This is a genomic window from Streptomyces sp. NPDC058198, from assembly GCF_042882605.1.
GTDB lineage: Bacteria > Actinomycetota > Actinomycetes > Streptomycetales > Streptomycetaceae > Streptomyces.
This window is the reverse complement of record NZ_JBHVVP010000001.1, coordinates 1-25,183: the sequence shown is the minus strand read 5'-3', so window position 1 is coordinate 25,183 and position 25,183 is coordinate 1. Positions and strand designations below refer to the sequence as shown.

Annotated in this window: 14 protein-coding genes; 8 read left to right on the top strand and 6 right to left on the bottom strand. The window is 68.4% G+C overall.

Annotated elements, in window-relative coordinates:
* Positions 1 to 39: 39 nt before the first annotated feature.
* Positions 40 to 1,725, bottom strand: a complete 1,686-nt coding sequence (locus ACFVWW_RS00070) for a discoidin domain-containing protein (protein WP_384180446.1) — start codon at positions 1,723 to 1,725, stop codon at positions 40 to 42.
* Between the two features lie 453 nt (positions 1,726 to 2,178).
* On the opposite strand from ACFVWW_RS00070, the gene ACFVWW_RS00065 reads away from it, so the two are divergent.
* From ACFVWW_RS00065 to ACFVWW_RS00050, 4 genes are all read left to right on the top strand, one after another.
* On the top strand, positions 2,179 to 2,307 hold the full coding sequence (locus ACFVWW_RS00065; protein WP_386879274.1) for a hypothetical protein: 129 nt from the start codon (positions 2,179 to 2,181) through the stop codon (positions 2,305 to 2,307).
* 159 nt (positions 2,308 to 2,466) lie between these two features.
* The gene (locus ACFVWW_RS00060; RefSeq protein ID WP_386879273.1) at positions 2,467 to 3,645 is read left to right on the top strand and encodes a dsDNA nuclease domain-containing protein; all 1,179 of its coding nucleotides are present in this window, start codon (positions 2,467 to 2,469) and stop codon (positions 3,643 to 3,645) included.
* A 124-nt stretch (positions 3,646 to 3,769) separates the two neighbouring features.
* Positions 3,770 to 4,189, top strand: a complete 420-nt coding sequence (locus tag ACFVWW_RS00055) for a hypothetical protein (protein ID WP_386879272.1) — start codon at positions 3,770 to 3,772, stop codon at positions 4,187 to 4,189.
* On the top strand, positions 4,186 to 6,114 hold the full coding sequence (locus ACFVWW_RS00050; protein WP_386879271.1) for a hypothetical protein: 1,929 nt from the start codon (positions 4,186 to 4,188) through the stop codon (positions 6,112 to 6,114). Before ACFVWW_RS00055 ends, ACFVWW_RS00050 begins: the two co-directional genes overlap by 4 nt.
* Before the next feature lie 122 nt (positions 6,115 to 6,236).
* On the opposite strand, the gene ACFVWW_RS00045 is transcribed toward ACFVWW_RS00050, so the two are convergent.
* A complete protein-coding gene (locus ACFVWW_RS00045; RefSeq protein ID WP_386879270.1) occupies positions 6,237 to 6,956 on the bottom strand; it encodes a hypothetical protein in 720 nt (239 codons plus the stop codon).
* A 329-nt stretch (positions 6,957 to 7,285) separates the two neighbouring features.
* Positions 7,286 to 8,584 (bottom strand): GNAT family N-acetyltransferase, encoded by a 1,299-nt coding sequence (locus ACFVWW_RS00040; protein WP_386879269.1) that lies wholly within the window; start codon positions 8,582 to 8,584, stop codon positions 7,286 to 7,288.
* Positions 8,585 to 9,589: 1,005 nt separating this feature from the next.
* Here ACFVWW_RS00040 and ACFVWW_RS00035 point away from each other — a divergent pair.
* On the top strand, positions 9,590 to 10,555 hold the full coding sequence (locus ACFVWW_RS00035) for a hypothetical protein (protein WP_386879268.1): 966 nt from the start codon (positions 9,590 to 9,592) through the stop codon (positions 10,553 to 10,555).
* Between the two features lie 344 nt (positions 10,556 to 10,899).
* Entirely contained in the window at positions 10,900 to 11,136 is a 237-nt protein-coding gene (locus ACFVWW_RS00030; RefSeq protein WP_386879267.1) for a hypothetical protein, read from the top strand.
* An 85-nt stretch (positions 11,137 to 11,221) separates the two neighbouring features.
* On the opposite strand, the gene ACFVWW_RS00025 is transcribed toward ACFVWW_RS00030, so the two are convergent.
* The 3 genes from ACFVWW_RS00025 to ACFVWW_RS00015 are packed head-to-tail and all read right to left on the bottom strand — an operon-like array spanning position 11,222 to position 18,620.
* Positions 11,222 to 14,053 (bottom strand): pPIWI_RE module domain-containing protein, encoded by a 2,832-nt coding sequence (locus ACFVWW_RS00025; protein WP_386879266.1) that lies wholly within the window; start codon positions 14,051 to 14,053, stop codon positions 11,222 to 11,224.
* Positions 14,050 to 17,424: a hypothetical protein gene (locus tag ACFVWW_RS00020; protein ID WP_386879265.1), complete on the bottom strand. Its 3,375-nt coding sequence runs from the start codon at positions 17,422 to 17,424 to the stop codon at positions 14,050 to 14,052. Before ACFVWW_RS00020 ends, ACFVWW_RS00025 begins: the two co-directional genes overlap by 4 nt.
* A 2-nt stretch (positions 17,425 to 17,426) precedes the next feature.
* Positions 17,427 to 18,620, bottom strand: coding sequence for a hypothetical protein (locus ACFVWW_RS00015; protein WP_386879264.1), 1,194 nt, complete (start codon positions 18,618 to 18,620; stop codon positions 17,427 to 17,429).
* Between the two features lie 402 nt (positions 18,621 to 19,022).
* On the opposite strand from ACFVWW_RS00015, the gene ACFVWW_RS00010 reads away from it, so the two are divergent.
* Both ACFVWW_RS00010 and ACFVWW_RS00005 read left to right on the top strand, forming a co-directional pair.
* A complete protein-coding gene (locus ACFVWW_RS00010) occupies positions 19,023 to 23,870 on the top strand; it encodes a type II toxin-antitoxin system prevent-host-death family antitoxin (protein WP_389678998.1) in 4,848 nt (1,615 codons plus the stop codon).
* Complete coding sequence (locus ACFVWW_RS00005) at positions 23,870 to 24,490, top strand: hypothetical protein (RefSeq protein ID WP_386879262.1); 621 nt, start codon at positions 23,870 to 23,872, stop codon at positions 24,488 to 24,490. Before ACFVWW_RS00010 ends, ACFVWW_RS00005 begins: the two co-directional genes overlap by 1 nt.
* The last annotated feature ends 693 nt before the right edge of the window (positions 24,491 to 25,183 follow it).

Sequence of the window (25,183 nt, the reverse complement as noted above, 5' to 3'; positions counted from 1 at the left end):
GACCGCCCCGCCCAGCATCATGGCGATCAGCACGCCCCGTCAGTCCGCGTACACGCTCAGTCCCGCGAGCTGCCCCGCCGGCCAGCCGCTGTTCCCGGTGAATTGGATCCGTACGAACCGCGCCGACGAGCCCACGGCGACCGGGATCGTCACGGTGTTGCCGCTCGCCGGGTTGAAGACGTACGCGGCCGAGGCGCTCAATGGGGACATGATGCCCCCGTCGGCCACCGTCGAGCCGAGGACCGACAGCGTCTGGGTACGGGTCGCCCAGGCGGGGTTCGGGGGCAGCGACAGGACGACGCGCTTCACCGGCCTGACCGAGCCGAGGTCGACCTGGATCCACTGCGGGAAGGCGGCGTTGTTGGCGCTCTCCCAGTAGCTGTTGCTGTCACCGTCGACGGCGTTGCCCGGGGCGTAGTTCTGCGTCTGGCTGCTCGCGCTCGCGGGCCTGCGCAGTGCCAGGTCCCCGGTCGGCGGCGGAGTCGTGCCGCCCGGCGGGGTGGGGCGGACCGGGGTCAGTGCCAGTTCGCCCTTCAGCATCCGCCCACCGTCCCCGGTGAGCCGCAGATAGTAGTCCGACGAGCAGGCCGTACCGTCCTCGTCCAGGGCCCGGATACCCGAACCCACCGGGATCTGCGAGGAGTTCTCGGCGGTCTTCGCGATCTGGTTGCCCTCGTTGAACTCGTCGAACATGGAGATATAGATCCCCGCGACCCTGAGCCGGCACATGTTGTAGAGCTGCCGCCACATGAAATCGCCGTGCGCACGGTGCCCCGACTGGAGATCACCGGGAAGGACACAGGGCTGGTAGTCGATGCCATGGGCGTCGCAATGTGCCTGGTCGGGCGAGTTGACGTTGGTATAGAAGTTGTCGGCGTCCGCGATGGTCCCGATCCGGCCGACCATCCAGGGCGAGAGCATGTCGAAGGCGTGGTACACGTCCAGGTACCCGGCCCGTGAGTCCTCGTTGCCGCTCCGCCAGTGGGTGGGCACCCCGCCCATCACATAACAGCCCTGCGCCTTGAACCAGTTGACGACATCCAGACAGACCGGCGCCGACCAAGCCTTGTTGGGCTCGTTGAAGCCGAAGCCCCAAATACCCACCACCGGCTTGCCGTTCTGCCGGGCATAGGCGGGCGACGCCGTGTACGCCTTCATCTTCTCGAGCCAGTCCGCCTTCATCTCCGGCTGCATATTCGTCCAGCTGGTGGCGTCGTACATGATGTAGAACTTCCGCCCGTGCTTCTCCGCGGCGCTGCGCACCTTCGCCGCCATGGCGTCCCTCGTCGCACCCTCGCCACCGTTGGGGTTGAAGCGCTGGAGGGCGGCGGTGTCTATGCCGTACTGCTGCATCCACGAGAAGTGGGTGTCGACGGTCTGCTGGTCGTACGAGGAGAACAGCGTGGCCGGCTGACCGCTGCCGAGCGCCGGATAGGCGGTCCGGTAGGTGTGGGTGTAGTCGCGTACGTCGGGCCAGCTCACGATCGCGGTATTGGTCGGGGAGGGCGACTGGCCCCAGTTCTGCGACCAGTGCCACCAGCCGTTGATGGGCGCGCCGTCGCCGGAGCAGGCAAACCAGCCCTGGTAGCCGACGGTGATCTTGCCGACGACATCTCCCGGCGGGGAGGCCGCCGCCTGTGCGCTCTGGGCCTGGGCCCCCAGGCCCGCAGCCGCTCCGGCACCTGCCAGTGCGGACGCGATGACGGTCCGTCGGGAAACAGCCATGGGATTCCTCGCAATCGGCTCGGTCCGGTCCGTGTCCCTACGTCCCGGCGCGTGGTGCGAACGCCACTCAACGTAGGGACACGGAAGGCCATGAGCAAGACGAGGAACCGAAAGTTTTCGACCAACCGACGTCAGGAGCTGACAGATTGAGCGAAATTAATTTTCAATACGGGTACGTAAACCTGCGGGAGTATGGGAGTCGGAGACACAGGAGTCCGTGCCACGGCAGTCGTGGATCAGGCATTTCACCGAGACGGCGGGCACGCTGTATCGATCGAGCGACAGCCGCGGCCGGCCCGAAGCAAGCGCCTCGGCGGGCCAGGCACCGTGATCGTCCGGGCCTCGTCCGGCAACAGCCCCAGATAGTTGTCGCCCTGCAGGGCCGGCAGGCCGATCCTGGGCACGACCTGCTTCGCCTGCACCGGCCCCGGCGCGCCGTCTACCACGTCCACGATGTCCGGCTGCAAGCACCAGGCCCAGGCCGCCGCACGGCAGGCCCAGGTCGACAACGAGCGCCAGGAGCAGGACCGGGCCGTGCCCGAGCAGAAGGCCGGCCGCTGGCTCTCGCGCCTGCGCACCTGACCCGACCCCCGGCAGTGTGGGCAAGCCCGAAGCGGCCCTGGGTGAGCCCCTGTCGGGAGCGCCTGAGACTGGACACATGGAGTGGATCTCCCGGCCTGTCGACTGGAGATCACAGACCCCCTACGCTGCGTGGTCGGGGAGTAACGACATGGGGGGCGGATGACCGATCCGATTGAAACCGAAGCACCGGATGACTCAGGGGCAGTCACGTTGCGACGGTACGAGTACCAGGTACACATCGCCGTGCAAGCGGTCCTGGAGATGCTGGCGGGCGGATCGGTCATCCACGTGACCTGCGAGCACATCGAGGACATAGTCGTGGCCCGCGGCGGCGACCCCCGGTGTACCGATGGCGGTTCGTTCTGGGATTTTCAGCAGATCAAAACCAGGGATGCTGTGGAGCCCTGGACGCTAACGGACGTGATCGCTAAGAAGCCCCTCAAGAGCCTCTGGCGCACGCACGAAGCCGTGGCAGGTACCGGCCTGACCTATCAGCTGACGGCCGGCATCGAGGGCCATCTCGACCCAGCCGACGCCGCGGTCGTGGCCCTGTCCAAGGGGGAAGGAGAAGACAACGACGCGTGCCGGAAACGGGTCGCGGCACACCTGAAAGTCAAAGAAGCCGCACTCACCGACTTCCTGCCCCTGGTGCGTATAAGGCCTCTGCCACGACGCGACGACATCGAGCTCCGCAACACCCGGGTCCTGGCCGATCTCGGCCCAGGTCTCACCATGGCGATGATCGACGCCCTCTACACGGAGTTGCTCCGGCGTACTCGCGATGCCACCCAAGGACTTCCCGTCGCCCGGTGGACAGAGCTGCTAGCCCTCGACAGCCCGCCCGCCGCAGTGCTGAGCAAACGCATCACCGCGGCGACGATTGCCGACGTACGCCAGCGCCTGACTCGTCCCGACCATGTTCTGCTGGAAGATCTTTCCCAGCAACTGCACGGTCCTGAGACCGCGCTTGTTCGCAAGCTCCGTATGGGAGCTGCCTCCAGGGAGGTCATCGAGGAGGCGCAGATGCTGCGCGCCCACGCTGAGCGCCACCGGTTCAGAGAGCTGGCCCTGGGATCCTGGCCTGGCGACCAAGCCATCGAGACAGACCTCGATCAGCGCCTGCTGCTACTGGCCCGCCGCACCGGCCGGTCGCACAAGGGACAGAGCCAGCCCGCTGACGCCATCTTCGACGAGCTGCAGCGCACACTCGAGGTCAGCCCCGGCACGTACGACCGCCATCCCCTCTACGCCCAGGATGGCGTGCTTCTGATGGGCAGGGCGTGCGCGATCTCGGACGAATGCAGGTTCGACTGGGGGAGCGACCGAGATGCCTCTTAGCGCTACCGCGCCCACTACCGCTGTGCCGCCCTCGCGACTGCCTTCTGCGGATGCCCAAGCCCGTCTGCTGCTCCTTATCGACGTCTTCTCTGCAACCAAGGCGAGCAAGGGCATCGAAGGCCGCATGAAGCTGGCCAAGCTCGACTTCCTGCTCCGCTACCCGGACCACTTCAACAGGCTCATGGCTGTTCGACGGCCCGATGTCGACGCCGGCGAGGACCCGTGGCTGACGGGAACGATTGAGCAGAGCATGATCCGGTACAAGTACGGGCCGTGGGATCCCGCCTACTACGCGTTGCTCGGCGCCCTCACGGGCAAGGGCCTCATCGAGCCCAAACACGAGGACGCCATCGCGACCTACTGCACTACCCCCGCCGGGCGGGAAGTGGCGCGTGCTCTCGCTGAAAGCGAGAGCTGGCGTCCGGTTCGGGACCGTGCAGTGCTGTTGCGCCGGTACTTCAACCTAACCGGCACCACCTTGAAGAACCTGATCTACGAGACGTTCCCCGACATCGTCGAGGCGGACTGGGGGACCCACCTATGAGACTGCGCATCGAAGAGATCACCCTGGTCGGCACCAGCCGCACGATCCGCTTCGAACCCGGCATGAACGCGATCGTCGGTTCCATGAGCGGCGGCAAAACCGCCACCGTCAGCTGCCTCCGGGCCCTCCTGGGTGCCGACGTGAGTGTCGTCCCCGAACTTCGGGGACGGACGATCGCCGGCACCGTACTGGTCGGAGATCGCCGATTCCGCATCGTCCGCCCCCTGGTCACCACCCCGAACGCCATGGTCGAGATCGCCGAAGTCGGCGGCCGCAGGGAAGTCTGGCGGCTGCCCGCCAGCCAGCTCCAAGCCGGGTATGACGAGACCTTCCGTGACTGGTGGCGCAACGTACTGAGGCTGCCCCGCCTTAGCGTCCCGCGCGCTCCCAACGATGACAGGAGCCCCCTTGTTCCTGTCACCATCAGTGACTACCTCATGTACTGCGTCCTCAGGCAGAAGGAGATCGACTCCTCCGTCTTCGGGACCCCCGACAACTACTCCAAGAACATCAAGCGCAAGTACGTCTTCGAGATTCTCTACGGCCTCTACGACCCCGAGGCAGCTGGACTACGCGACCGCCTGCGCGAAGTCACCACAGAGCTGGCAGCCCTCACCGCAGATGCGAACACCCTGGAACGGATTCTCCTGAGCACTGCCTTCGTCTCCCGCGCCCAGCTGGAAGTCGAGCGCCAGGAAACCGAGCGGGAGCTCACCCACGCTCGCCAAGCCGATGTCCGCCTCACCGGTAACATCAACCTCACAGGGCCGACCACCGTCACGCTCCGCGAGCGGATCGCCGAGACGGAAGCAGAGATCGCCCGGATCGCCGGTGCGACCGAGGCCGAAGCCGTCTCCGTCACCAACCTCCGTGAACTGCATGGACAACTCATCGCCCAGAGCCGTCGACTCACCCGCGCCCTGGTCGCCGAGCGACTTCTCAACGACTTCGAGTTCCACACCTGCCCCCGCTGCGGAGCCGGTGTAGCAGACAGGGGAGACGAGCACTCCTGCCGTCTCTGTCTCCAGGCCCCACCCCACCTGCCGGCGCCGTCCTCCCTGGCCGCGGAACAAGACCGGGTCATCGAGCAGGTCACAGAGACCGAAGAACTTATCGCCCGGAGCACCCACCGCCTCGCTCAACTCCAGACAGCCCTGGCTACCCAGACCCAGCACCGGACAGACCTCGGTGCCCAACTGGACCGAGCGACTTCCACCTACATCACCGATCAGGCAGACCGCATCCGAAACGTCGCCGCCCAGCAGGCCCGACTCGAGGAGCACCTCGCCCGTCTAGACGACGGCCTGGCCCTCCACGACCGGCTAGCAGGACAGGCCGAACGGGTTGCGGAACTGGAACGCGAGCAAGAAGACCTCAACAGCAAAATCGACGCCACCCGCCACAGCAACCAGGCCGTCAGCGTACGCCTGCGGAAACTCGACGGTGCTTTCGAAGCCGCCCTCCGTAGCTTCGACGCACCCCGCTTCGACGATCAGCCAGGCTCCTACATCAACAAGAAGACGTACCTGCCTGTCGTGGACGGCCGCCCGTTCTCTGACCTGCAGTCGCAAGGCGTCGAGGTACTGGTCAACGTCGCCCACGTCCTTGCGCACCAACACGTGGCACTCAACGACCCCGACATCCCCTTGCCCAATCTCCTGATCATTGACGGCATCAGCAGCAACGTCGGCCACGAAGGCGTCGACCTTGAACGTCTGCGCAAGATGTACGCGAGTCTCCTGCGCACTGCCACCGAACACGTTGACCGTCTGCAGATCATCGTCACCGATAACGACTCCCCTCCCATCGAGGGCATTCATCGGTCGCTGGAGCTATCTGACACAGACCGACTCGTTCCTATGCCCCCTACCGAACCCGGTGACGAGCAGCCTGCAGACGCGTCGTCAGAGGAAGCTGGCACGTGACGACCGCAGCGGGGCCGGTCAGAAGTACGGTGGGCCCCGCTGCCCCGTACGGCTACGTCCACCGCATCCCGACCTTGGACAGCTCCTCCACCCGCTCCGGGGTCAACGTCGCGGCCCGCCGCCTACTCGCCCCGCCGTTCAAGCGGGATCGGGGCGTCGAAGACGTCTACGACGAACTCCGAGGTCCCGCTGCCTTCGAAGTCGACGTCGTAGCGGCTGTGCAGCAGGGTGTGGATCCTCACCCACCTGCCCTGATCCGTTGCATCCGCCGCCACCTGGAGCGCGCCGAGAATAGGACCGGCACCGCTGGCCCGCTGCTTACTCGTCCATGTGTGCAGGAGCTTCGCCCCTGCGGGGACAGCCCAGGTGCGAAGCTCGCCGTTGGCTGGAACGGAAACCTCGTCACTGAGCAGCCGGATGACCCACCCGACGCCGCCATTACGTCCGCGCTCGTTCGACATGCGGATGCCGAGTCCGATCGTGTAAGCCCCTTCGAGGTACTCCTTGAGTTCCTCGTCGATCCCACCGAAGATGACAGTCTCACGAACGACCTCGACTGGCCCGTACCCGGTGAAAGCCCCAAGCATCGGCGGGCACTTGTCTTTGAGGTACTGCTGCGCGGCCATGCGCACGGGCTTGGGGATCCGGTCCAGCACCTTTCCGAGGGCGCTTTCGTCGCGGTCAGCCAGGAAGGAGTTGAGCGCACTGACCAGTTCCCTGGTCAGGTGGAGATCGATGGCTCCCAGTGTGGTCACCGCCTCCAGTTCGTCCCCAGGCCGCCTCACAAGGGCGAACACCCTGCTTCGTCCGGGGCTCGTGTGCGCGATGAACGAATGAATCATTTTTCTATCTCACATCACATCTCAGAAGCGGTTCCCGGCACGAAAACGCGCCGGGAACCGCAGAAGAACGAGGGAACCCCGCCAACCGACGTGTCGCACGAGCTACCGGCTCGTCCGCATGGGTCAGAGGTGAGTTGCTGTCAGACCCGGCGCTTCAGCCCGGGATCCGCATGGCTATCGGAAGACTACCCACGCGGCATCAGCGGTGGCAACGACGCACCCAGGCGCGGGGGCTGTCGACGAGTATGTGATGGTGAGGTGCTTCGATCGCCGCATCCGCGGGGCCCATGTCGATGCCTCTTGCGCGCCACGGCGACGGTCAAGCTGGTTCAGCTCACCCAGACACCGTCGGGTGAGAGTCGGCGTGCGAGCTGCCGGCCTGATCGGCTGACCGGGGTGGACCAAGACACATCGGCGATGGGGGAGCCGAAGTCGTCGGCGAGCGCCTGGACGAGCGTGGCGCCCGCTCCCTGGCGCCGGTAGGCGTCGGCCACCCAGATCAGGCCGATTTGAGGCCTCAGGGTGTCATCCGCCTCGCCGAACTGCGACTCGTCGACAAGATCCCACGGCCGGTGGTGGTCGGTGTCATGGGCCGCGAGGTAGCCGATGACGTGCCCGTTCGCCTTCAGCAGGTACGCCCGTACATTGTCCTCGGTCTCTTCGGGCTCGCCGAGGTGGGACCAGGACCGGAAGTCGTAGTGGTTCTCCCTCTGCGGCATCTTCGCCACCTTGTAGACGAGCCTGCGCCACGCGATGGAGGACTGTGTCGTCACCACCGCCAGGTCACCCAGCCAGTCGAGGTTCTTCGGTACCCGCACTCCGAAGGCCCACTGTGCGTGGTGGGAGGCGTGCTCGCCGCTGTTCCAGTCCTCCTTCAAGCTCATCCCACACCGGCAGTCACTGCCCACGGAAGGCTTCACGGTTCGGAATTGAACTGGCGTGGCGCGATGGCTGAGGTCCTGCTCCCGGCCGCCCACCCAGGGCCGGTAGGACGTGCCATTCGGTTCGACATGATCGCTCCACCGGTTCACCCAACCGGGGTACTGCTCGGGAAACATCTCCCGCAGATGCTTCTGTGCCAGCGGCAGCATCGGGCGCACCCACACGCTCCCGGCCGTCGCCCGCCCGTTGAGACGCAGCCCGCTTTTCCGGGCCTTGCCGCGCAGGAATCGCAGGAACACGGCAGGAGACGAATGGAAGTCCACGCCCCGCACCAACTCCCGCTCACCGGGAGCCAGCCAGTCATCCACGGGCAGCGCCAGCCGGCCGGCCAGCTCTGCAAGCCCGCTGTAGTCGTGGTCAAGCTCAGCCACACGCAGGGCTTCGACCGCAGCTTCGACCTCCGCGTACGGAACGGGCAAGGTGACCCAGCGAGAACCGCTGCTCCAGGCGAAGTCGCCCGGGTACCCGTCGTACCAGAGACGGTCGACGGCCGCAGCCTGGACCTTGTCGACGGCTTCGGTGTAGCGGTTCGGCAGCTCGGCCGTATGGCCTCTTGAAGACGCGGCGTCGACGTACCCGTCGCGATCGAGTTCGACTGCGGCGTACCAGCGGTGCGGCCGGACACGGATCTTCCGGCTGCGCCAGTCGCGCGGATCAGCATCAAGGCGGATAGTCCGCTCGCTCATCAGCTGCTCCTCGTCCTGCCGTCTCTTACCGGTGTGTTCATGTGCGCCGCACGTGCACAGACTGCGTGCCGGGGCGACGCGGTGGTGTCTGGCCTGCTCAGGACGGGGTCCAGGCAGCCCACTGCAGAACCTCGGCGCCCAGCTCCCAACGGGATCCGTCCCCCAGGTCACGGGGCAAGATGCTCAGCGGCGGCGTGCCCGCAGGCCCCGACCGTGCGACCACCTTATGGGTGCGCTCGTTGGCCTGGGGCGGGAGAAGACGATCTCGACGAAGAGAGAATCACCATGGCGTGTGAGGCCCCTTGGATCGAGAAGCGACGTTACGAGTGCGACGGTGGACGCTATGTCGGCTGTGGAAACTGCGGCGGGGCCTGTGTACCGCCTGCAGATTCAATCATCTGCAGCCGAACGACGTGCACTTCGAGTTCAACGACGACAACGTCTGCTCGGACTGCAGCCCAGACCGTTGATCACAGGCCATGCCCAGCCGCAATACGCAGCGGCTCCTGCACCGCCCACCGCGAGGGGCACTGCCCGGCAGTCCTGGGGCCGGGCGAGGCCGCCACCCTAGCCGGAAGGCGCTGGCGCGCATCGGTGCGGGTGCCGGGCCCGCCAGCAGCTGGCGCACCTGTCAGCCAACAAGACGTTTTAAGAACACGTCGAGTCGTTCACCGGGGCGGACTCCCCAGTGGTTCTTCGTGAAGTGCAGCCACGCGCTCAACGCTGCCTGTGGCTCGATCACGGCTGTGCGGTAAAGGACTTCTGCTGCCGTGCCGACGTGCAGCCGCACGCCTTGGCCGGTCACCGTCCACCCCACGGGGAGCCGACGCGCAGGAGTGATCGGGGAGCCGTGAGCGAAGGTGCGCGGCATCGCTGCGACGCGTGGCGGAAGCCCTGATTTGGCAAAGCTGCCGCATCTGCCCTGTAGGACCGAGACGATGGGATTGATACGTATGGCAGTCCTACCGCCGGTCCGCGCCTGGAGAGAGGAACGATGGATTGTCCTTGACATCCCAGATTGATTCGCCCGACAGCCCGTTCACCCGATTCACCGTGTTGCACCTGCCACGTCCGCGTGCGGCGATGGACACCTACCGCGCCGCAGCCCGCGCCGTGCAGCGGCCAGTGTCCTTGCCGGTGCCACCGCCTGGAGTGCGGCCGGCATGGGGCACGCTCGGCGCGGCGATCGACCACCGACTCCGCTACGCCTTCACCTGCCATCAGATGATCGATGGTGCGGTTCGCGAAGGTCTTGCGAGCGCGGCCGCCTGGTGCGCGAGTATGCGGCGTTCCGACGTCGCTGAGGCGATTCTGGCAACAGGCCGTGACCTGGAGCGTGAACTTCGCCTTCTGCTCAACCAGGAGCGGCCCGATGACCGGAACCAGCCGATATTGCTGGCCGCCGCGGCTGAGGAGCGGCTGGTCCGTCTGTGCGTGGCGATGGTGTGGTTCGAGGAGGTCTACCGCTCCGGCGTGCTGTACCCGGGGTCGGCGATTGTGCAGCTGGCTGCCGAGCTGACGTTGCCCGCGTTGCTCGCCCAAGTTCCCGATTACGTGGTTGACGACATCACGGCGCAGGTACGGCTTGCGGAGGATGCCCTCCGTGAGCTGCGCGTCGGCACCAAGGCCGCAGAGTGCTTTTCGGGGCCTACCTTCGCCGGCTCGCCCGCGGTGGGCGGTGCGGACGCAGACCTGATCGCCGGTCGACTGCTCCTGGACTTCAAAGCGCTGAAAGATCCAGTTCGACTCCCGCCAGCAGCGGCGTACCAATTGGCCGGGTACGCATTGCTGGATTTTGAGGATCTCTATGGCCTCGAGCGAGTCGGCTTCTACCTCACCCGCAGCGGGCAGCTGGTCAGCTGGGGATTGGGGGAGTTCACAGGCTTGCTGGGTGCTCAGGCCCCGGTGCCCGAGCTACGGGCGGAGCTGTCCAGCCGCCTCGCCAGCGAAGGTCCGGACACCGAGGTGTAACTGGTGCTTGGGGCAGTGCTCCCAGGATGTTTCCGTGCGCGCGAAGGCAACAGCGTGTCGACCTGAGGGCCGTCCGCCGCGATCAGTGGTCTGCGTGCCTCCCGCCGTGCCCTTCCTCCTTATCCGCCCCATGCTGCATGTCCTCGTCCCGGGCAGTCAGTGCGCCCGGGACGTCTTCGAGGCTGCAGGCCGGCTGTCAGCGGATGTCCCATGGTTGCCTTTGCCGGATAGCTGGCGTGCCGAGCGGACGCGGAGTATCTGGCCGAGCGCTTCGGGGTCGAGGACAGCACGGCCATGGGGGTCAGGCTCCGCGAGGCGTTCACTCGACGGCAGGACGCAGCGGCGTGATCCTTCGCCATCTCGTTCTTGAGGCGCTCGCGGAGCTGTCGGGGAACCGGCAGGTGTTCGTACTGATCCGCCGTGCTCATTTCGAGGCGGAAACCCGCTTGTGGGTGCCGGTCCTCTCAGCCCTGGAGGCGTACCATGCCCGTCCAGGGCTGGCCGAGCACATCGGTCACTGCGGTCACCGGCTGGAGAACCCTGGCGCCGTCTGCAGCACGATGGCGATGAGCACACCCTGATCGCGCAGACCGGTCGCACCATCGCACCATCTGCGGGGAGACCGGTCGCGCGACAAGGGTTCTCGGGCCTCTGCGGGGCTTGCTGTCAGGGGATGTACTCCTCCATGAGTTTGCCCAGGTGCAGGATCATCGGCAGCCGGGTCGCCTTGTCGGTATGCGTGTGGAACCGGCGCAGTGCCTGCACGTACAGCGCCAGTTGGTCCGGATCGTCGCCGTCCTGGAGAAAGGAGGCGTGGATGTGCAGCGAGGTGGGGTTCTGCCCATTCTTGTTGTCATTGCCCGGACCAGACAGCTTGCTCACGCCCTTGGGCAGCTGGCTGGTGTGGGGGCGGGGGTTGATGGCCAGGTAGCCGCGGTCGTTCCAGCGTGCGACACCGGAGATCCGGCCCCACCCGTAGGGCAGTTCGGGCAGCACCGTGACCGGCTCAGTCTCGGAGGCGTCACCGTCGGCGGTGACGCCTCCGGCGTCGTTCGATGCGCTTTGGTCCTGGGTGCCCCCTGCCTGGTGCTCCGCCTGTTCCTGCCTGTCGCCGGCATCCTCGGTGCCGACGGCAGGCTCGGCCGCTTCCGGGGCCGGGCCGATGCCGAAGCCGTGGGGCAGCTCGTCGTTGGTGTCGTTGATCCGCACGACACGCAGCCCCGGCAGGCTCGCCGGTGTGCGTGGGACCGGCGTCACTGCAGGGTCGGTGAGCGAGATTCCTGGCCACACGAGTGCGTCCGGGGTGATGTGATGGTTGGACAGCCAGGGCCAGAGTCCCTTGTTCCGCAACGTTGCGGCGCGGGCGATGAAGAGCCGGTCGTGGGTGTCGTCCTCGGCGAGCGCGCCGCGCAGGAACCGGGCAAGTGCTTCCTGGTCGGTCCGCTTCACTTTTCCGCGCCCCTCGGCCAGAGCCGCAGGAAGCAGTTCGAGGGGGATCTCCGGTTCGACGGGGTGGTTCTGGCTGGGGATCAGCTGACCGGTCGCGGTCCCGTCGGTACGCATCCGCAGCAGCATCGGAACGAAGTATGGGCCCGCGTGGGCCAGCCACAGCGCGGCGACTTCCAGTGGCGCGGTGCCGGACAGCGGCGGCAGCGCGGGGAGGCGGCCCAGCTGCCTCAGCAGGTCCCACAGCGCAGCAGTGACACGCTCGATGTCCTGCTTGCGTACCTCGGTGTTCTCGAAGGGGTGCAGGCCGGAGCTCTTCGCGTCCGGGTTGGGGTCACGGTTGACGGGTTTGACGATCTGGACGAGCCGGTTGCAACGCGGCGGCAGAGCGTTCTTCAGCGGCTTCTTCGGGTCCTCCAGCCGGGCGGCCTTGTAGTAGCCCGGGCCCTCCAGCTCGATGAGGCAGCCGACCGGCCGGTCCTCGGGAGGGAACGCGTCCTGCCAGATCCGGGCGCGTTCCTGGAGGGCGGCCTGGCGGGCCTGGCGGCGTTTGTCCGGGTCGCTGTCGGTGGCTCTGGGCCAGCCGGCCAGCAACAGACCAGGCTTGACCAGACGCAGCCGGACACTGAACTCCTCGCCGCGGTAGCGGCTGGTGGTCGCGTCGCCATCGTGGACAGGGGTGTGCTCCAGGCCCAGGACCTGGGTGAGCACGGTGTGGACGGCGTCGGCGGTGCGCGGCGTCGCGTGCCACAGCTCGATCGGATACTCCACGCCCACCCGGGCGCGCTTTTCCGGCAGCCGCTGCGAGCGTGGCTTCACCTGAGCCGCCGGGGTGACCGGCACGAGGTGGTGTTCGTCGAGGACCGGGGTCAGGGCTTCGAAGACAGTCAGGTGGTCGATCGGCTGGAAGCCGGTCCCGACGGGATGCCCGCCGGCCTCCCTCACTCCGTCGTCGTTGTCCTCGTCGTCCTTGAAGTAGTTGTAGCCAGTGCTGTGCTGCAAGAACGCCTGAGGTTTGGGTGCTTGATCGTCTCCGCTCTCGGGCCGGGAGGCGAAACTGGCCGGGTCTTTGCGGACCTGGTCCGGCAAAGGGAACAAATCTGCACTGGGGAGGCGTGACAGGATCCGCGGCAGGCCAGGCTTCCACGTCCACCGCATGTCGTCCCGCGCCCCGGTCACGGTGACCGGGGCGCGCAGCAGCGTGTCCCGCTCGGCACCGCGCAGCACGCCGCTCGGTGCGTGCAGCAGCATGGTGGCGGTCGCGGGCTCGTACTGGCTGCGCCGTGGGATGTAGGCGGGCTGGGTGGCGGCCATGCGCGTGACGTGCGGGACCACGCGCAGCAGCAGCCGTTCGTCGTGGGGGAGTGTCACCACGTTGAAGCGCAGGTAGTGCGTGCTGTAGCCCTGTTCCCCGCCACGTGAGAGGCGGGTCGGCGGCCACAGGAACACCGACCGGTCACCGTCGGGCGAGGCCGGTCCCATGATCCACGAGGATCCCTGGTCGGTGTCGCGGCCGCCCAGTTTTCGGCCTTCGTCGACCCAGCTGGCGGCAAGGAAGGTCGCCAGCATTTTGTAGGCGGCCTCGCTGGGTTCGGCGGTGCCGTTCGGCCGCACGCCGCGTTCGAGCAGGTCCGGCCGGATCGGCTTCCACTGCAGCTGCAGCGCCTCGTCGATGATCCCGCCCCAAGGGACGTCGGCCTGGTGGGGGGCGACGTGTCCGCACACCCAGGCCTCCAGCGCGAGTGCCACCACGGTGGTGTCGGCAAGCGGGCGCACTGCCCGGAGCCAGGTGGTGGAGCGCAGGTCGGTGGCAACGGCCAGCAGCTGCGGCTCCAGCTCCAGCAGCAATTCTGTCAGCGCCCACGTCGGCAGGCGGTCCTTGCGGCGCGCTTTGGGATTGGAGGCCCAGGCTCGCTCCAGGCGGGGGAGTAGGGCGGTGGGGAATGCCGCGCTGTGCAGCTCGTACGGCCACCACCCGTCCGGCTTCGCGGCGAACAGCGGGAACTGGATCCCGCTGAAGGAGATCCTCGGGCGTTTCGGTCGCTCGGTCATCTGCCCCAGTCCATGGTCTCGAAGAGGTTGTCCAACAGGCCCCAGGTCGCACTCGCGATCTCGTGCTCCAGCTGCCGCTGAGATGGCGCACCCGGCTCCGGGGCGTCGAGCAGGCGGTTGATCAACTGACGGCCGGCAACCAGCACGCTGGTGCGGTCGGTGTCCTCGGCTTTCTCGCGCAGATTGGCGGCCCGGGGCGCGAACGCGGCGTCGATGAGGTAGATCCGGGTCGGCACGTTGCCGCGGATTGTGCGTCCGAGCGTCTGGTACAGCTGCACCATTAGATCGCTGACGAACGCCCGCCGCAGGTCGAGGCGGGCAAGGCGGGAGAAGAACAGCGGCTGTCCCATCAAGGTCAGCCACAGACCGCGGGCGTTGGAGCGCAGCAGTCGGGCCTGCTTGGCCAGGTCCGCACCCGGGACTAGTCCGTCCGCCGGGTCCAGCAGCCGCTGCATCGCGTACTGGTTGAGAACAGCGAGGGGGAACGACAGGTCGTCGGCGGGCGGGTGCAGCCTGGCGAGGTAGAACAAGGCGCCGAAGGCCGCCACCCCGTGCTCGTTGAGGACGTTGTGGCCGCGCTGCAGCGATCCCTCCGGGGCGAGCATGACATCGGCGTCGGTTGCGGCGAAGCGTCCGATCCGCCGGTAGGCCAGCCCGTACCGGCCGGGCGCGGCGGAGTCGGGTGTGACGTGACGGGCCGCCAGGCGGGTTTTGAGGTTCATGTGCACTGCGCACGCGGCCGCGTCCTTGCCGCTGAGGGTGACGAACGCGAGCCGCTGACGATCGGGGTCGAGCCGATCACGCACCTGGTCGACCAGCGACCTGGAAGCCCCGGGTGCAGGGTTGCAGATCGCGTCCAGGATGTCGCGCAGCCCGTCCTCACGCTGTTGGCGGCCACCGGCGCCGGATACGAAGACGCCCTTGTGATCGCCCAGGCGGTACTGCGGCCGAAACAGCATCCGGCTCTGGCGCAGCGCCTGCGCGCACGCTTCGGGCTCGCGCAGGATCAGCTGCGGGGCGATGTCCACGTGGTAGCGCGCTGAGCCGGGCATCCAGCTCGTGGCGGAGGTGAGTACTACGTTGGGGCCCTCGATCCCCTCGCACCCCAGCAGGTCGTGCAGATGGTAGAGCAGCCAGCGGCCCACTCCGCGCAGCCACAGGATCTCCAGCGAACCGCTGCTGTTGTCCCGGTTGGGTTTCCACTGCAAGGCCAGCATGTTGCCCATGGCCTGCTCCGGCACGAGCATCTGCAGGTCGGGCGGTGGCTGGTGCTTGAAAAAGCTGTCGGCTGCCTCCATCGGCATCTGTTTCTGTACCGCGGGCAGCAGCGAGTTGGCGCCGAAGAAGCTCGTCGTGATCCGTGCCGCCCAGATGCCGGCCATGAGCAGCCGTACCAGCTGTGGGAGCAACTGCTCGACCCAGTCGCTGATGTCCCCCTTTTCATTCTTCGGCGCGTGGTCAAGCAGCCACTCCTCCGCTGCTTCTGCGGCGGACCACTCGGTGTCGTAGCCGGCCGTCATCGCGGTCAGCAGGCGGTCCAGGTGACCGGGAGGTGCTTTGAACGGATCCCGGGCCAACGGTGCGAAGAACGCGTCGAAGAACCGGTCCGCGGCCTCTTCCTCTTCTGCCTGCTCTGGCCTCTCCCTCAAGGTGGTGATCCCGTGCAGGGATCTGGCCAGTCGGCTCAGCAGCGAAAAGCCGCTGAACGGGCCCTCTGCGGCGATCTCCGCCAGCAGGTCCTCCCCACCCTGATTCCTGCCGCCTCCTTCTTTGCTCTTCCTCTTGTTCTGTTTGTCCGGTGGCGTCACCAGCAGGGGGTACAGGCCGGCCAGCGCCTGGTAGTGCCGCAGCATGTGGCCCTGGTAGCGGCGTACATCAGGGTGGGTCAAAGGCTGGTGCCAGGCGGCGTCGAGACTGTCATGGCAGGCGATCGCCGTGCGGGCGCTCCAGCCACCGGGGAAAGTGAGTGGCTCTTGCAGCAGGAACCGCTGGTCGAAATCGCCCATCACCTTGTCGGCCTCGTCGACCAGCAACAGGCCCAGCTCATGCTGGATCGCCTCGATCTGCCGCGCCTGGTAGGAAGAGCCCTCCATCCGGCTGCTTACCAGACCAGATGATGTCATCACCCATACCTGCGCGTCGGGGACCGCGCGCGTCGCAGCCTGCTGCGGGCACACATGCGTCAGCGGGCAGTCGTGCAGCTCGCGCTTCTTCGGCAGCTTCAGCCGCCCGCGGCAGGGGAAGTCCTCCTCCCGCAAAGGCGCGTCACCGCGCCCGGCTCCGGTACGCAGTGGCTCGAGCAGGCACATAGAGGTGGTGAACTCCGCCGCCGGATCCAGCTCCGCACCGGGCAGGGCCTGTCCGCCGTCCACGTCGTACAGCTGGTCGCGCCAGTAGCTCTCCACGTGACGTTCGCGGGTAGTCCGGCCGATGAGCGGCACCGCGCGGATCCCGAGCGCGCGCAGGAACCGCACCTTGGCCAGCGCGGCACTGATCGACGGCATCACGTATCCCACCCGTAGCCCACGCCGGACACCGATAAACCCCAGCCCGTCCAGCAAGGTGCTCTTGCCCGCGTTCATCAGCCCGACCGTATGGGCGATCCCGTCGACGGCGAACACCCCCAGGCCATCGACGAGACGCTCACCTGCTTCGTCGACACGCGAGAACGTCATGCTCTGAAAGCGCCGCTCGAAGTTGCGGTCACTGATCTCCGGATGCGCCTCCAGAGCCCGGTCCATCTCTTTGAAGGCCTGCGCCAGATCGTCCCGGGTGACGGGGAACGGTTGCCGTACCCGGCTCGCGCGCGCAGCGAGCCGGGTCGCCGGTGGGGCAGCCGGAACCCAGGACGGGATCCGTAGGCTTTCGACCGCTCCGTCGCGCCGTTTGAAGAAGCACGCGGCGCCTGGCGGCACCGGTTGATGTTCCGGACCGACGGCGTAGGGAACCGCGTCGGTGAGCGCAGCCTGGTAGACACTCTCTCGCTGCGGAAGATGCGGCGAGGGATACCGCTCGAAGAGCGTGCCGCTGAGGATCCGATGCCCGGGTGGGCCGGAGGTGGTGAACATCCGCAGCTCGACCGGGACTTTGCGGTATTCGTTCAGCCGCTCGCGCCACTGGCCGCCGCGCGCTGCGTCTCCCATCCGAAGCCGCGCCCTCCGGGCGACCTCCAAACCGCCTGGGCCCAGGTCTGCATAGTGGTTCAGCGCTGTCCACAGGGCGCCGACCGCCTGCCCGGCCAAATGCTGGTCCAGGTAGAACAGTCCCAGTTCGAGCTGGCAGAACTCCGCTGGCGACAGGTCACCCAACCGGGCGTCGAGACCGGTCTCCTGCATATCGGTGACCAGGTCCTCGTACCACTGCGAGCCCATCCTCACCACGGTGTGCCACCAAGAGCCCGGACGCGGGCCTTCGAGACGAAGTCACCCTCGGAGACGACCCGGACGCCGTCGCTACGGCCCTGCATCTCCCGCTTGAGGTCATCGACATAGTGCTTCTGCTCGAACCGGTGCCAGGGCAGGATCAAGAACCGACGCCCAGCCCGCATGCGCTGGTTCCATGTGAACGAGCGCCCCAGCATCGTCGCGCTCGTGCAGTCCTTGGCGTCCCCGGCCCACCACTCGGACTGGTCCGGATCATCCGGCGCGGCCGGATCGGGAAACTCCACGGCTACGTCGCAGGCATCTATGCCCGGCCACCTGTGCAGCCGCGCACGGCCTTCGGGCAGATCCCCGAGCGCATCGAACAGGCGCTTTTCCACCAAACCCGGGTCGTGCATGCAGACCCGCACTCCGCGGTGCTGCACGTAGTAGCCCTCCAGCACCTTCAGCCGCCTCATGATCGGAACCCCGGCACAACCGGGCGTCCCACACACGTCAACGCCCTCATGCAAAGGGTTGCCGCAGTCGTTACAGACCCGGCACGAAGCGACCCCGCCGGTCTTGCGGTACTGGTAGGCAGCGTCGAAGAAGTCCCGCACATACAGGCGACCGTGACGGTCCACCGCCTTGAACCGCCCCGTGAGCTTGTTCAGCTCGAGGTCGGATACCACCGGGGCCTCGATCAGGAACAGCCGCAGCGCCACATAGGCCTGCTGGACCTCCTCCTCCGTACGCCCGTGCATCTCCGCCGCAATCTGCAGCTTCGCGAACGCCCGGTTCTCCGTAAGCTCCGCCTCGGCATCCGACTTCGGCGCAAGCCGCGCCGCCTCGTCCGCGAACGCCGACAACTCTTCGCCGTCGATCAACAAGCTCTCTGCGTCGCTGCCAGAGACATCCAGCTGCACAGGCCAGTGCCCCAACGGCCGACGGCACCAGGCGAATACCACCATGTCGCTGACCGGAGGATCGATCCCCTGCTCCAGCGCACGCCACCACAACCGGGTCATGCCGCTGCGCCAGGCCAGCGGAAGCAGGCCAGTCGTGGGCTCAGCTCCCTCGCAGACACGCTGGCGCTCCCACAGGATCCGTGCCAGGCCAGCTGCCAGCAGTTTCAACGTCATGTAGTCGTCGGCGATGTTGCTGCCGACCTCGGCCAGCCGCTCGTGGGCTGCCTGGTGCACCGTCACCCGCGCACCGTACACACACGCTGACGAAGAGCAACGTTTCTGTTGACTGCAGGTCACCCTTTGGAGTGTTGGGACCTAATGTGCGCAAGGGGGAGTGTGGTAGAGCAACATTGGCCGAGCCCGCCTGACGCGCAGCTCCGGGTTCCGCCTCACTCCTCCCGGGCGCGTCCCTGCCCGTCTGTGTACCGCGGCCGCGCCCTCGCCGCCCCACTTCCACCCACATCACCCTCACGCGTTACAAAAAACCACCCCGGTTATGTACCGGAGGGCTAGACTCACCCTCAAGGCGTTACACCCCTGTGCGGCGTGTGGCCGACCGCTGCGCGCCTGCCCTCCGCCGGCCCCGGCCGCCGCCCGCGGCCCGCCCCACCCCACCCCGCCCTGCTTCTGCTGGAGTTGCCCGTGTCCTCCTCGCGTTCCGCCTCCGCCGCCAAGACCGGGGCAGCTACGGGCCTCCTGCTGCCGCCCGCCGACGACCCGGTGTGGGGGAGTGTGCCGCTCGCGCTGCGTCAGAACCTGTCCGTGCACGCCCACCGCCTGGTGAACCCGCCGCGCGGGGGGCTGGCGGAGAAGTCCGGCCGCCCGCTGCGCCTGGCGCTGAATGCCGCCGCGAATATGCGTACGACCGGCCCTCACTGGCACGTGCTGCTCACTGCCCCCCGTACCGCGTTCGGCGGCCCCACCAGCGACCGCGCCGGGCGGGCCTACGCGCTGCTGCAGCAGGTCGTCGTCGACTACCTGCGCCCCGCCCTGGCCGCGCCGCCCGGAGCGAGCGGGAAGGCCCCGGCCGAGCAGCCCCCGGCAGCCCCGGCCCCCGCCTCCACCCCGGCCGCTCCCGCAGCCGTCCCGGCCAAGCCCACCGCCGCGCCGGAGTCCGCCGACGGCTTCCTCCCCGATCCCGCTGCCGCTCCCGACACGGTCGTGGCCACCGGACCCGAGGGCGGCGCCGTCGAGGAGGCACCCAACCCCCTTCCGGCCGCCGACAAGTCGGCCGCCGACGAACTGGCGGCCGGTGAGCTGGCCGGCGCCCTGCACGAGATCACCGAACACCGCACCGTCCTGGTTCTCACCAGCCCCCACCCGGACGCCGCCCACACCGCCCTCGCCCAGCACCTGCCCGCCGCCGGCCTGCCGGCCGTGTCCGTGGCCGGCGAAGACCGCGCCTCCCTGGCCCGCGCCCTCTACACGCAGCTGGGCCTCGGCCGCCGACAGCGACGGCCCCACGCCCTGAAAGACGCCGAAGACCTGATCGTCGCCGAACTCAAGCGAGCCCCCCGCCTCATCATCGCCACCACCGCCCCCGGCCTGCGCGCCTCCGCCCTCCAACTGCTCTACAGCCTGCGGGCGCGCGAGAACTTCGCGCTGGTCCTGATCGGCGACACCAACCTCACCACTCTCCTGTCGCGTTCGGACATGGCGAGCCTGAACTCCCGCGTGCCCCTCCGGCACCACGTAGCGCCGACATCCCCGGACACCCCCGCGCCGAGCGGTACAACTCCGGCCGAGCAGCAGGACCCCCTCCCCTCACCGTCACAGCCGGCACCCGCCGAGCCCGCCACCACCCCGGCACCGCCCGACACCTCCCCGCCCGCCGGCCCGGCACCCGCCGACCCCGCAGCCCCTGCCGCGGTCACCGGCGACGCGGTCACCGGCGACCCGCGGACCGCCCCAGAACCCGCCGACACCGTCCACGGCGAGGAACTGGCCGACCACGTACGGGAGATCGCCCGGGCCCGCGCCATCCTGACCGTCACCGGCCCCGACGCCACCACCGTGCACACCGCCCTCACCCGCACTCCCAGCCTCCCGAACCTTCCAGCCGTGCACACGGGCGGCAAGGACCGTTCCTCCCTGGTACGCGACCTGTTCGTACAGCTCGGCCTGGACCAGCGCGTGCCACAGCCCGGCACGCTGCGGGCCACCGAGGACCTGATCGCCGCCGAACTGCGCCGCGCCTCCCGGCTGGTCATCGTGCCAAAGGCCCACGAACTGCCCACCGCGGCCCTGCGCATGCTGTACGACCTGTGGTCGGCCGAAAACTTCCCGCTGGTCCTGGGCGGCGACGACCGCCTCGACGACGTCCTTCAGCGTCGTGCCCTGGCGAGCCTGAGCTCGTGCGTGCTCCTGCACCACCACCTGGACCCGGCCGGCGAAGACGCCCCCGTCTCCACCCCGGCCGACGGCCCGAACGCCGCCGCCCTCGTGCCGCCCGCTCCCGAGCCCGGGGCGACCGCCGCACCGTCCGCAACCGGCCCGGAACCTGCCACCGCGCCCCCCACCCCGACCACACCCTCCGCCCCAGACCGGGCCACCGGACCGCTCCCCGCCACCGACGCACCCACAGCGCCACAAGAACAACCCGCCCCCCGGGCCGCCGACACCGCCCCGGCCCCCAGCCGGCCCGCCGTCCCGCCCTCCCACGGCGCCGCTAAGCCGCCGGCCCCCGCCACGCCGGCGCCCGCCGCCGACTCCGACCAGCCTGCGACCACCACAACCGAACCGGCCCCGCCGCCCGGCAAGACCAAGGCCGTCCCGGGCAAGACCCCCGCCACGCTCCACCAGGCCCGCGCCGCGCTGCCCGACCTGATCCGCGCCGCCGCCGACGGCACCCCCACCCCCCTCACCCGCGAAGACACCGACCACGCGCTCCTGACCACCCCCGACGCCGCCACCACCCTGGGCTGGGACCTCGAGCACGCGCCCGCCCACGGGATCGCCGACGCCCGCAAGAAGCTCGGCGACCTCATCCACGAAGCCGCCCAGGGCCACCCCCAGGTCCTGCGCCGCCACACCACCCCCGTCGCCGTGCTGCTCCCGGCCACCCCCACCGGCACCCCCCACCCGCCGACGACCCCCGCCCCCGCCACCGCGGCGCCCCCGGCCACCGCTGCCGTCCCGCCTACCGGGCCCGCGCCCCTTGCGGAGCCCGACGGTCCCGCCCCGACCGGCGCCGAACCAGCACCGTCGCCCCAGCCCGCCCGTACGGCCGCGGCCGACACCGCCCCGGCGTCGGCCGAACCGAACGACCCGACCCCGTCCGAACAGCGCCCCCACCCGGCCCCCTTCACCCCGGCCGCCGACCCGAAGACCGCGCCCGACACCACCGATGACACCCCCGCGGCCGCCGCCCTGCACCACGTGCCGCCCACCGACACTGCCCCCGCCCACACCGGCGTCCCGGCCGCGCCACGCGCCTCACGCCGCCTCGCCCCCCTCGGCGAGGCCTTCGACACCGTCCTGGCCCCCACCACCCCGGACACCGAACCCGCCACCGACACAGTCGCGTCCCCGCGCGGCCTGTCCACCGGCATCCCCAGCCTCGACCACGCCCTCGGCGGCCTCCAGCCCGGCCGCTTCTACCTCGTCGCCGCCGCCCCCGGCACCGGCGGCAGCCTCCTCGCCACCACCGCAGCCCGCACCACCGCCCTCGACCACCACCAGCCCGTCCTCTACGCCGCCTCCGGCCTCACCCGCGCCGACATCGCCGCCCGCATCGTCGCCGCCCACCTCACCGTCGACTACCGCCGCCTGCGCGCCGGCCAGCTCACCGACACCGAACAGGCCGACGTCGCCGCCCTCCACCACGACCTGGCCGCCGCTCCCCTCTACATCGACGACGGCACCGACCTCACTGCAGCTGCCATCGCCGAGACCATCGCCGACCTCACCGGCACGGCCCTCCTCGTCGTCGACCGCCTCCAGGCCGCCGACGACCCCCACCTGCCCCTGTCCGGCCCCCGCCTCCGCGACGCCGCCCAGACCCTCGCCCACCTCGCCCGCACCCACCACCTCCCGGTCCTCGCCGCCCTCGACACCGACCACCCCGACCTGATCAACACCCTCGGCCTCGACACCGTCCTGCACCTCACCCCCGACCCCGACCACCCCCACCACCGCGTCCAACTCGCCATCACCGAACGCGACCTCGGACTCCAGACCACCCTCACCCTCCACGCCGACCGCGCCCACGCCCGCCTCACCGACCCCACCGACTTCGACCCCTACGCCCACGACCCCGAACCCCCCGAGCAGACCGCCCCCGAGCCCACCCCCCAGGCCCCCGCCGCGCCCGGAGCCTCCGCCTGGCCGCCCGTAGCCGTCCCCGGCCGCTCCGCACCCCCCGCAACCAGCGCGCCGACCAGCACCCCGCACACACCCGCGCCAGAACCCACTCCAGACCCTGCGGCCACCACCAGCGACCCGACGCCGCACCACACCCAGCCGCCACGCACCACCGCCAGCAGCGGCACCTACGCCGGCCGCGACTACTCCCACTACACCGGCCAGATCACCCGCGCGGTCGACCAGGCCCTCCAGGAGCACGACGGCGACGTCGAAGCCGCCACCGCCGCCCTGGTGAAAAAGGCCGTGCCCGACGCCATGGCCCTTTTCAAAGAAACCCGCGTCGGCTCGAATTACGACCACACCGTCTATCCGGAACTCCTCGAAATTCTCCGAAAAAAGACCAAGGACGGCTCAGACGAAATCTGGGAAGGACGCCACAACTGGACCAACACCCACCTCACCGACCAACTCAACGCCGGCGCCCTGGACCCCGTCACCGTCGTCGCCCTCGACACCAACGCCTCCTTCATGTCCGCCTTCAAGACCCACCTGCCCATCGGCGCCCTCAGGCACAACCCCCACGGCGGCTTCGACCCCAAACTCTCCGGCGTCCACCTCCTCACCCAGCGCCCCACCTGGCACCACCCCCACCTCCCCGACCCCATCGGCAACCGCCGCGAGACGGGCCCCGTCGTCCTCACCGAGGCCACCATCCGCCTCCTCATCCGCTGCGCCCGCTACGACCTGTGCGACCAGCCGGTGATCGCCGAGAGCTGGACCAGCGGCGCCAGCGAAGGCCTGCTGGAGAAATTCCGCCGCGTCCTCACCGAAGCCCGCCACACCGCCCTGGAACGCGAAGCCGCCGGATACGCCGACGGAACCGTGGCCGTCGAATACGTCAAGGCCATGTACTCCAAATTCACCTCCACCCTCGGCGAATCCAACGCCAACCTCGAAATCCGCCGACCCGAGTGGATGCACATCATCCGCTCCCAGGCATTCGCCAACCTCTGGTACAAAGCCCACCGCGCCCACAAAGAAGGCCTCACCGTCGTCCGCCTCCGCGGCACGGACGAACTCCACGTCACCGGCGGAGACTGGCGTACCGTATTCACTGAAGGCCGCAGCCCAGTTGAAATGAAACCCAAGGACCAGTACACCCTGCCGAGGAAGACCACCGCCTGATGTCCACCGACGGATGGAAAAACTTCGGAAAATACGGGGCCAACCGCGACCCCGGAAACATCCACGGCAAATACGCCCTCGGCCGCGCCCTCGAAGACGCCCTGGAACGCATGATCATCCACGGCGGCATCAGGTCCCCCGCCAGCACCCGCCGCGGCCTCATGGCACGCATGAACTACCTCACCACCACCGGCGGCGGCGCCCAGGCCATGGCCGAAGCCGGCATCACCGCCACCCGCCCCACCATCCGCGCCTGGACCAGAGGCACCCAACACCCCCGCCCCGAGAACCAGGAAGCGATCGACACCGCCTACTGGAACCTGCGCGCCACCAACATCCTCAACAACCCCGGCGCCCTGAAACAGCACCTCAACCGCGGTGGCCACGGCACCGAAGTGGAGATCCACCCCATCAACCAGGACGTCGTCGAGGCACCGCGGCGCCGCAGCAACCTGCGCGTACGCCGCTTCCAAGTCCGTTACATCTGGGATGACGCGGTCGACGCCTTCGTCGCCGGCGACGTCGCCGGGCTCGAAGAGATCTGGGACGGCATCATCGGCGAGCTCGACTCCGACTGGGGCGCCTACACCTACGTCTCCCACATCGGCCTCGGCGCCTGACCGGCCGGGCCGGCCGCCTCCAACCGGCCGGCCCGCAAATTCCCACCCCCGGCGCCCTCCTCACGCCCTTCCTCGCACTGCAGAAAGACCTCACCACCGGAAAGCACGAAAGACAGACCTAGCAATTCGCCACGCTCCGGGATGAGAATTTAGACGGCAGAGAAGGCCGGTACGTAACATATCCCCCCCGGCAACAGCGTGAGAATGTAACGCCATTCGCAAACCCAGGTACATAATCAACGCCTACCCCCGATACCCCGTTGTTCCAATTGCTAGAATTAGCAAGAGGTCTAGACCTCTACGAGAGAGGGACTGTAACGACGAGTCACCGTTACAGAACTTGCGCGGTACACAACGGCGTGACATAATCAGGTACACAAGACGCCGAAACCGGGAGCCCGACACGATGTGCAAGTGCGGATCAGACACCTACACGAGCCACGTGGAGCGCACCAGCAAGGGCTACCCGGCTCACGTCTACACCGGCCACTACTGGGCCCCCAGGGATGACCGGTAGGGCGAGCTCGCAGTACGCGGCCGGCACCGCAGACGCCGACTCAGCGCTCCCGAAAGATGTAACGTCACCCCCGGAGTGCCACCCCACCTCCACCTAGCCAGCGCTCTTGAGTCGCGGAGCGACGTTACAACTTTCCGTCGCGTAGTGACGGCGCGTCATGTCTCCGGAGGAGACGG

What these genes read in the sequence shown, in the direction of transcription:
- ACFVWW_RS00070 (WP_384180446.1), bottom strand. Translation starts at nt 1,725, where the DNA reads ATGGCTGTTTCCCGACGGACCGTCATCGCGTCCGCACTGGCAGGTGCC.
- ACFVWW_RS00065 (WP_386879274.1), top strand. Translation starts at nt 2,179, where the DNA reads ATGTCCGGCTGCAAGCACCAGGCCCAGGCCGCCGCACGGCAGGCCCAG.
- ACFVWW_RS00060 (WP_386879273.1), top strand. Translation starts at nt 2,467, where the DNA reads ATGACCGATCCGATTGAAACCGAAGCACCGGATGACTCAGGGGCAGTC.
- ACFVWW_RS00055 (WP_386879272.1), top strand. Translation starts at nt 3,770, where the DNA reads ATGAAGCTGGCCAAGCTCGACTTCCTGCTCCGCTACCCGGACCACTTC.
- ACFVWW_RS00050 (WP_386879271.1), top strand. Translation starts at nt 4,186, where the DNA reads ATGAGACTGCGCATCGAAGAGATCACCCTGGTCGGCACCAGCCGCACG.
- ACFVWW_RS00045 (WP_386879270.1), bottom strand. Translation starts at nt 6,956, where the DNA reads ATGATTCATTCGTTCATCGCGCACACGAGCCCCGGACGAAGCAGGGTG.
- ACFVWW_RS00040 (WP_386879269.1), bottom strand. Translation starts at nt 8,584, where the DNA reads ATGAGCGAGCGGACTATCCGCCTTGATGCTGATCCGCGCGACTGGCGC.
- ACFVWW_RS00025 (WP_386879266.1), bottom strand. Translation starts at nt 14,053, where the DNA reads ATGACCGAGCGACCGAAACGCCCGAGGATCTCCTTCAGCGGGATCCAG.
- ACFVWW_RS00020 (WP_386879265.1), bottom strand. Translation starts at nt 17,424, where the DNA reads ATGGGCTCGCAGTGGTACGAGGACCTGGTCACCGATATGCAGGAGACC.
- ACFVWW_RS00005 (WP_386879262.1), top strand. Translation starts at nt 23,870, where the DNA reads ATGTCCACCGACGGATGGAAAAACTTCGGAAAATACGGGGCCAACCGC.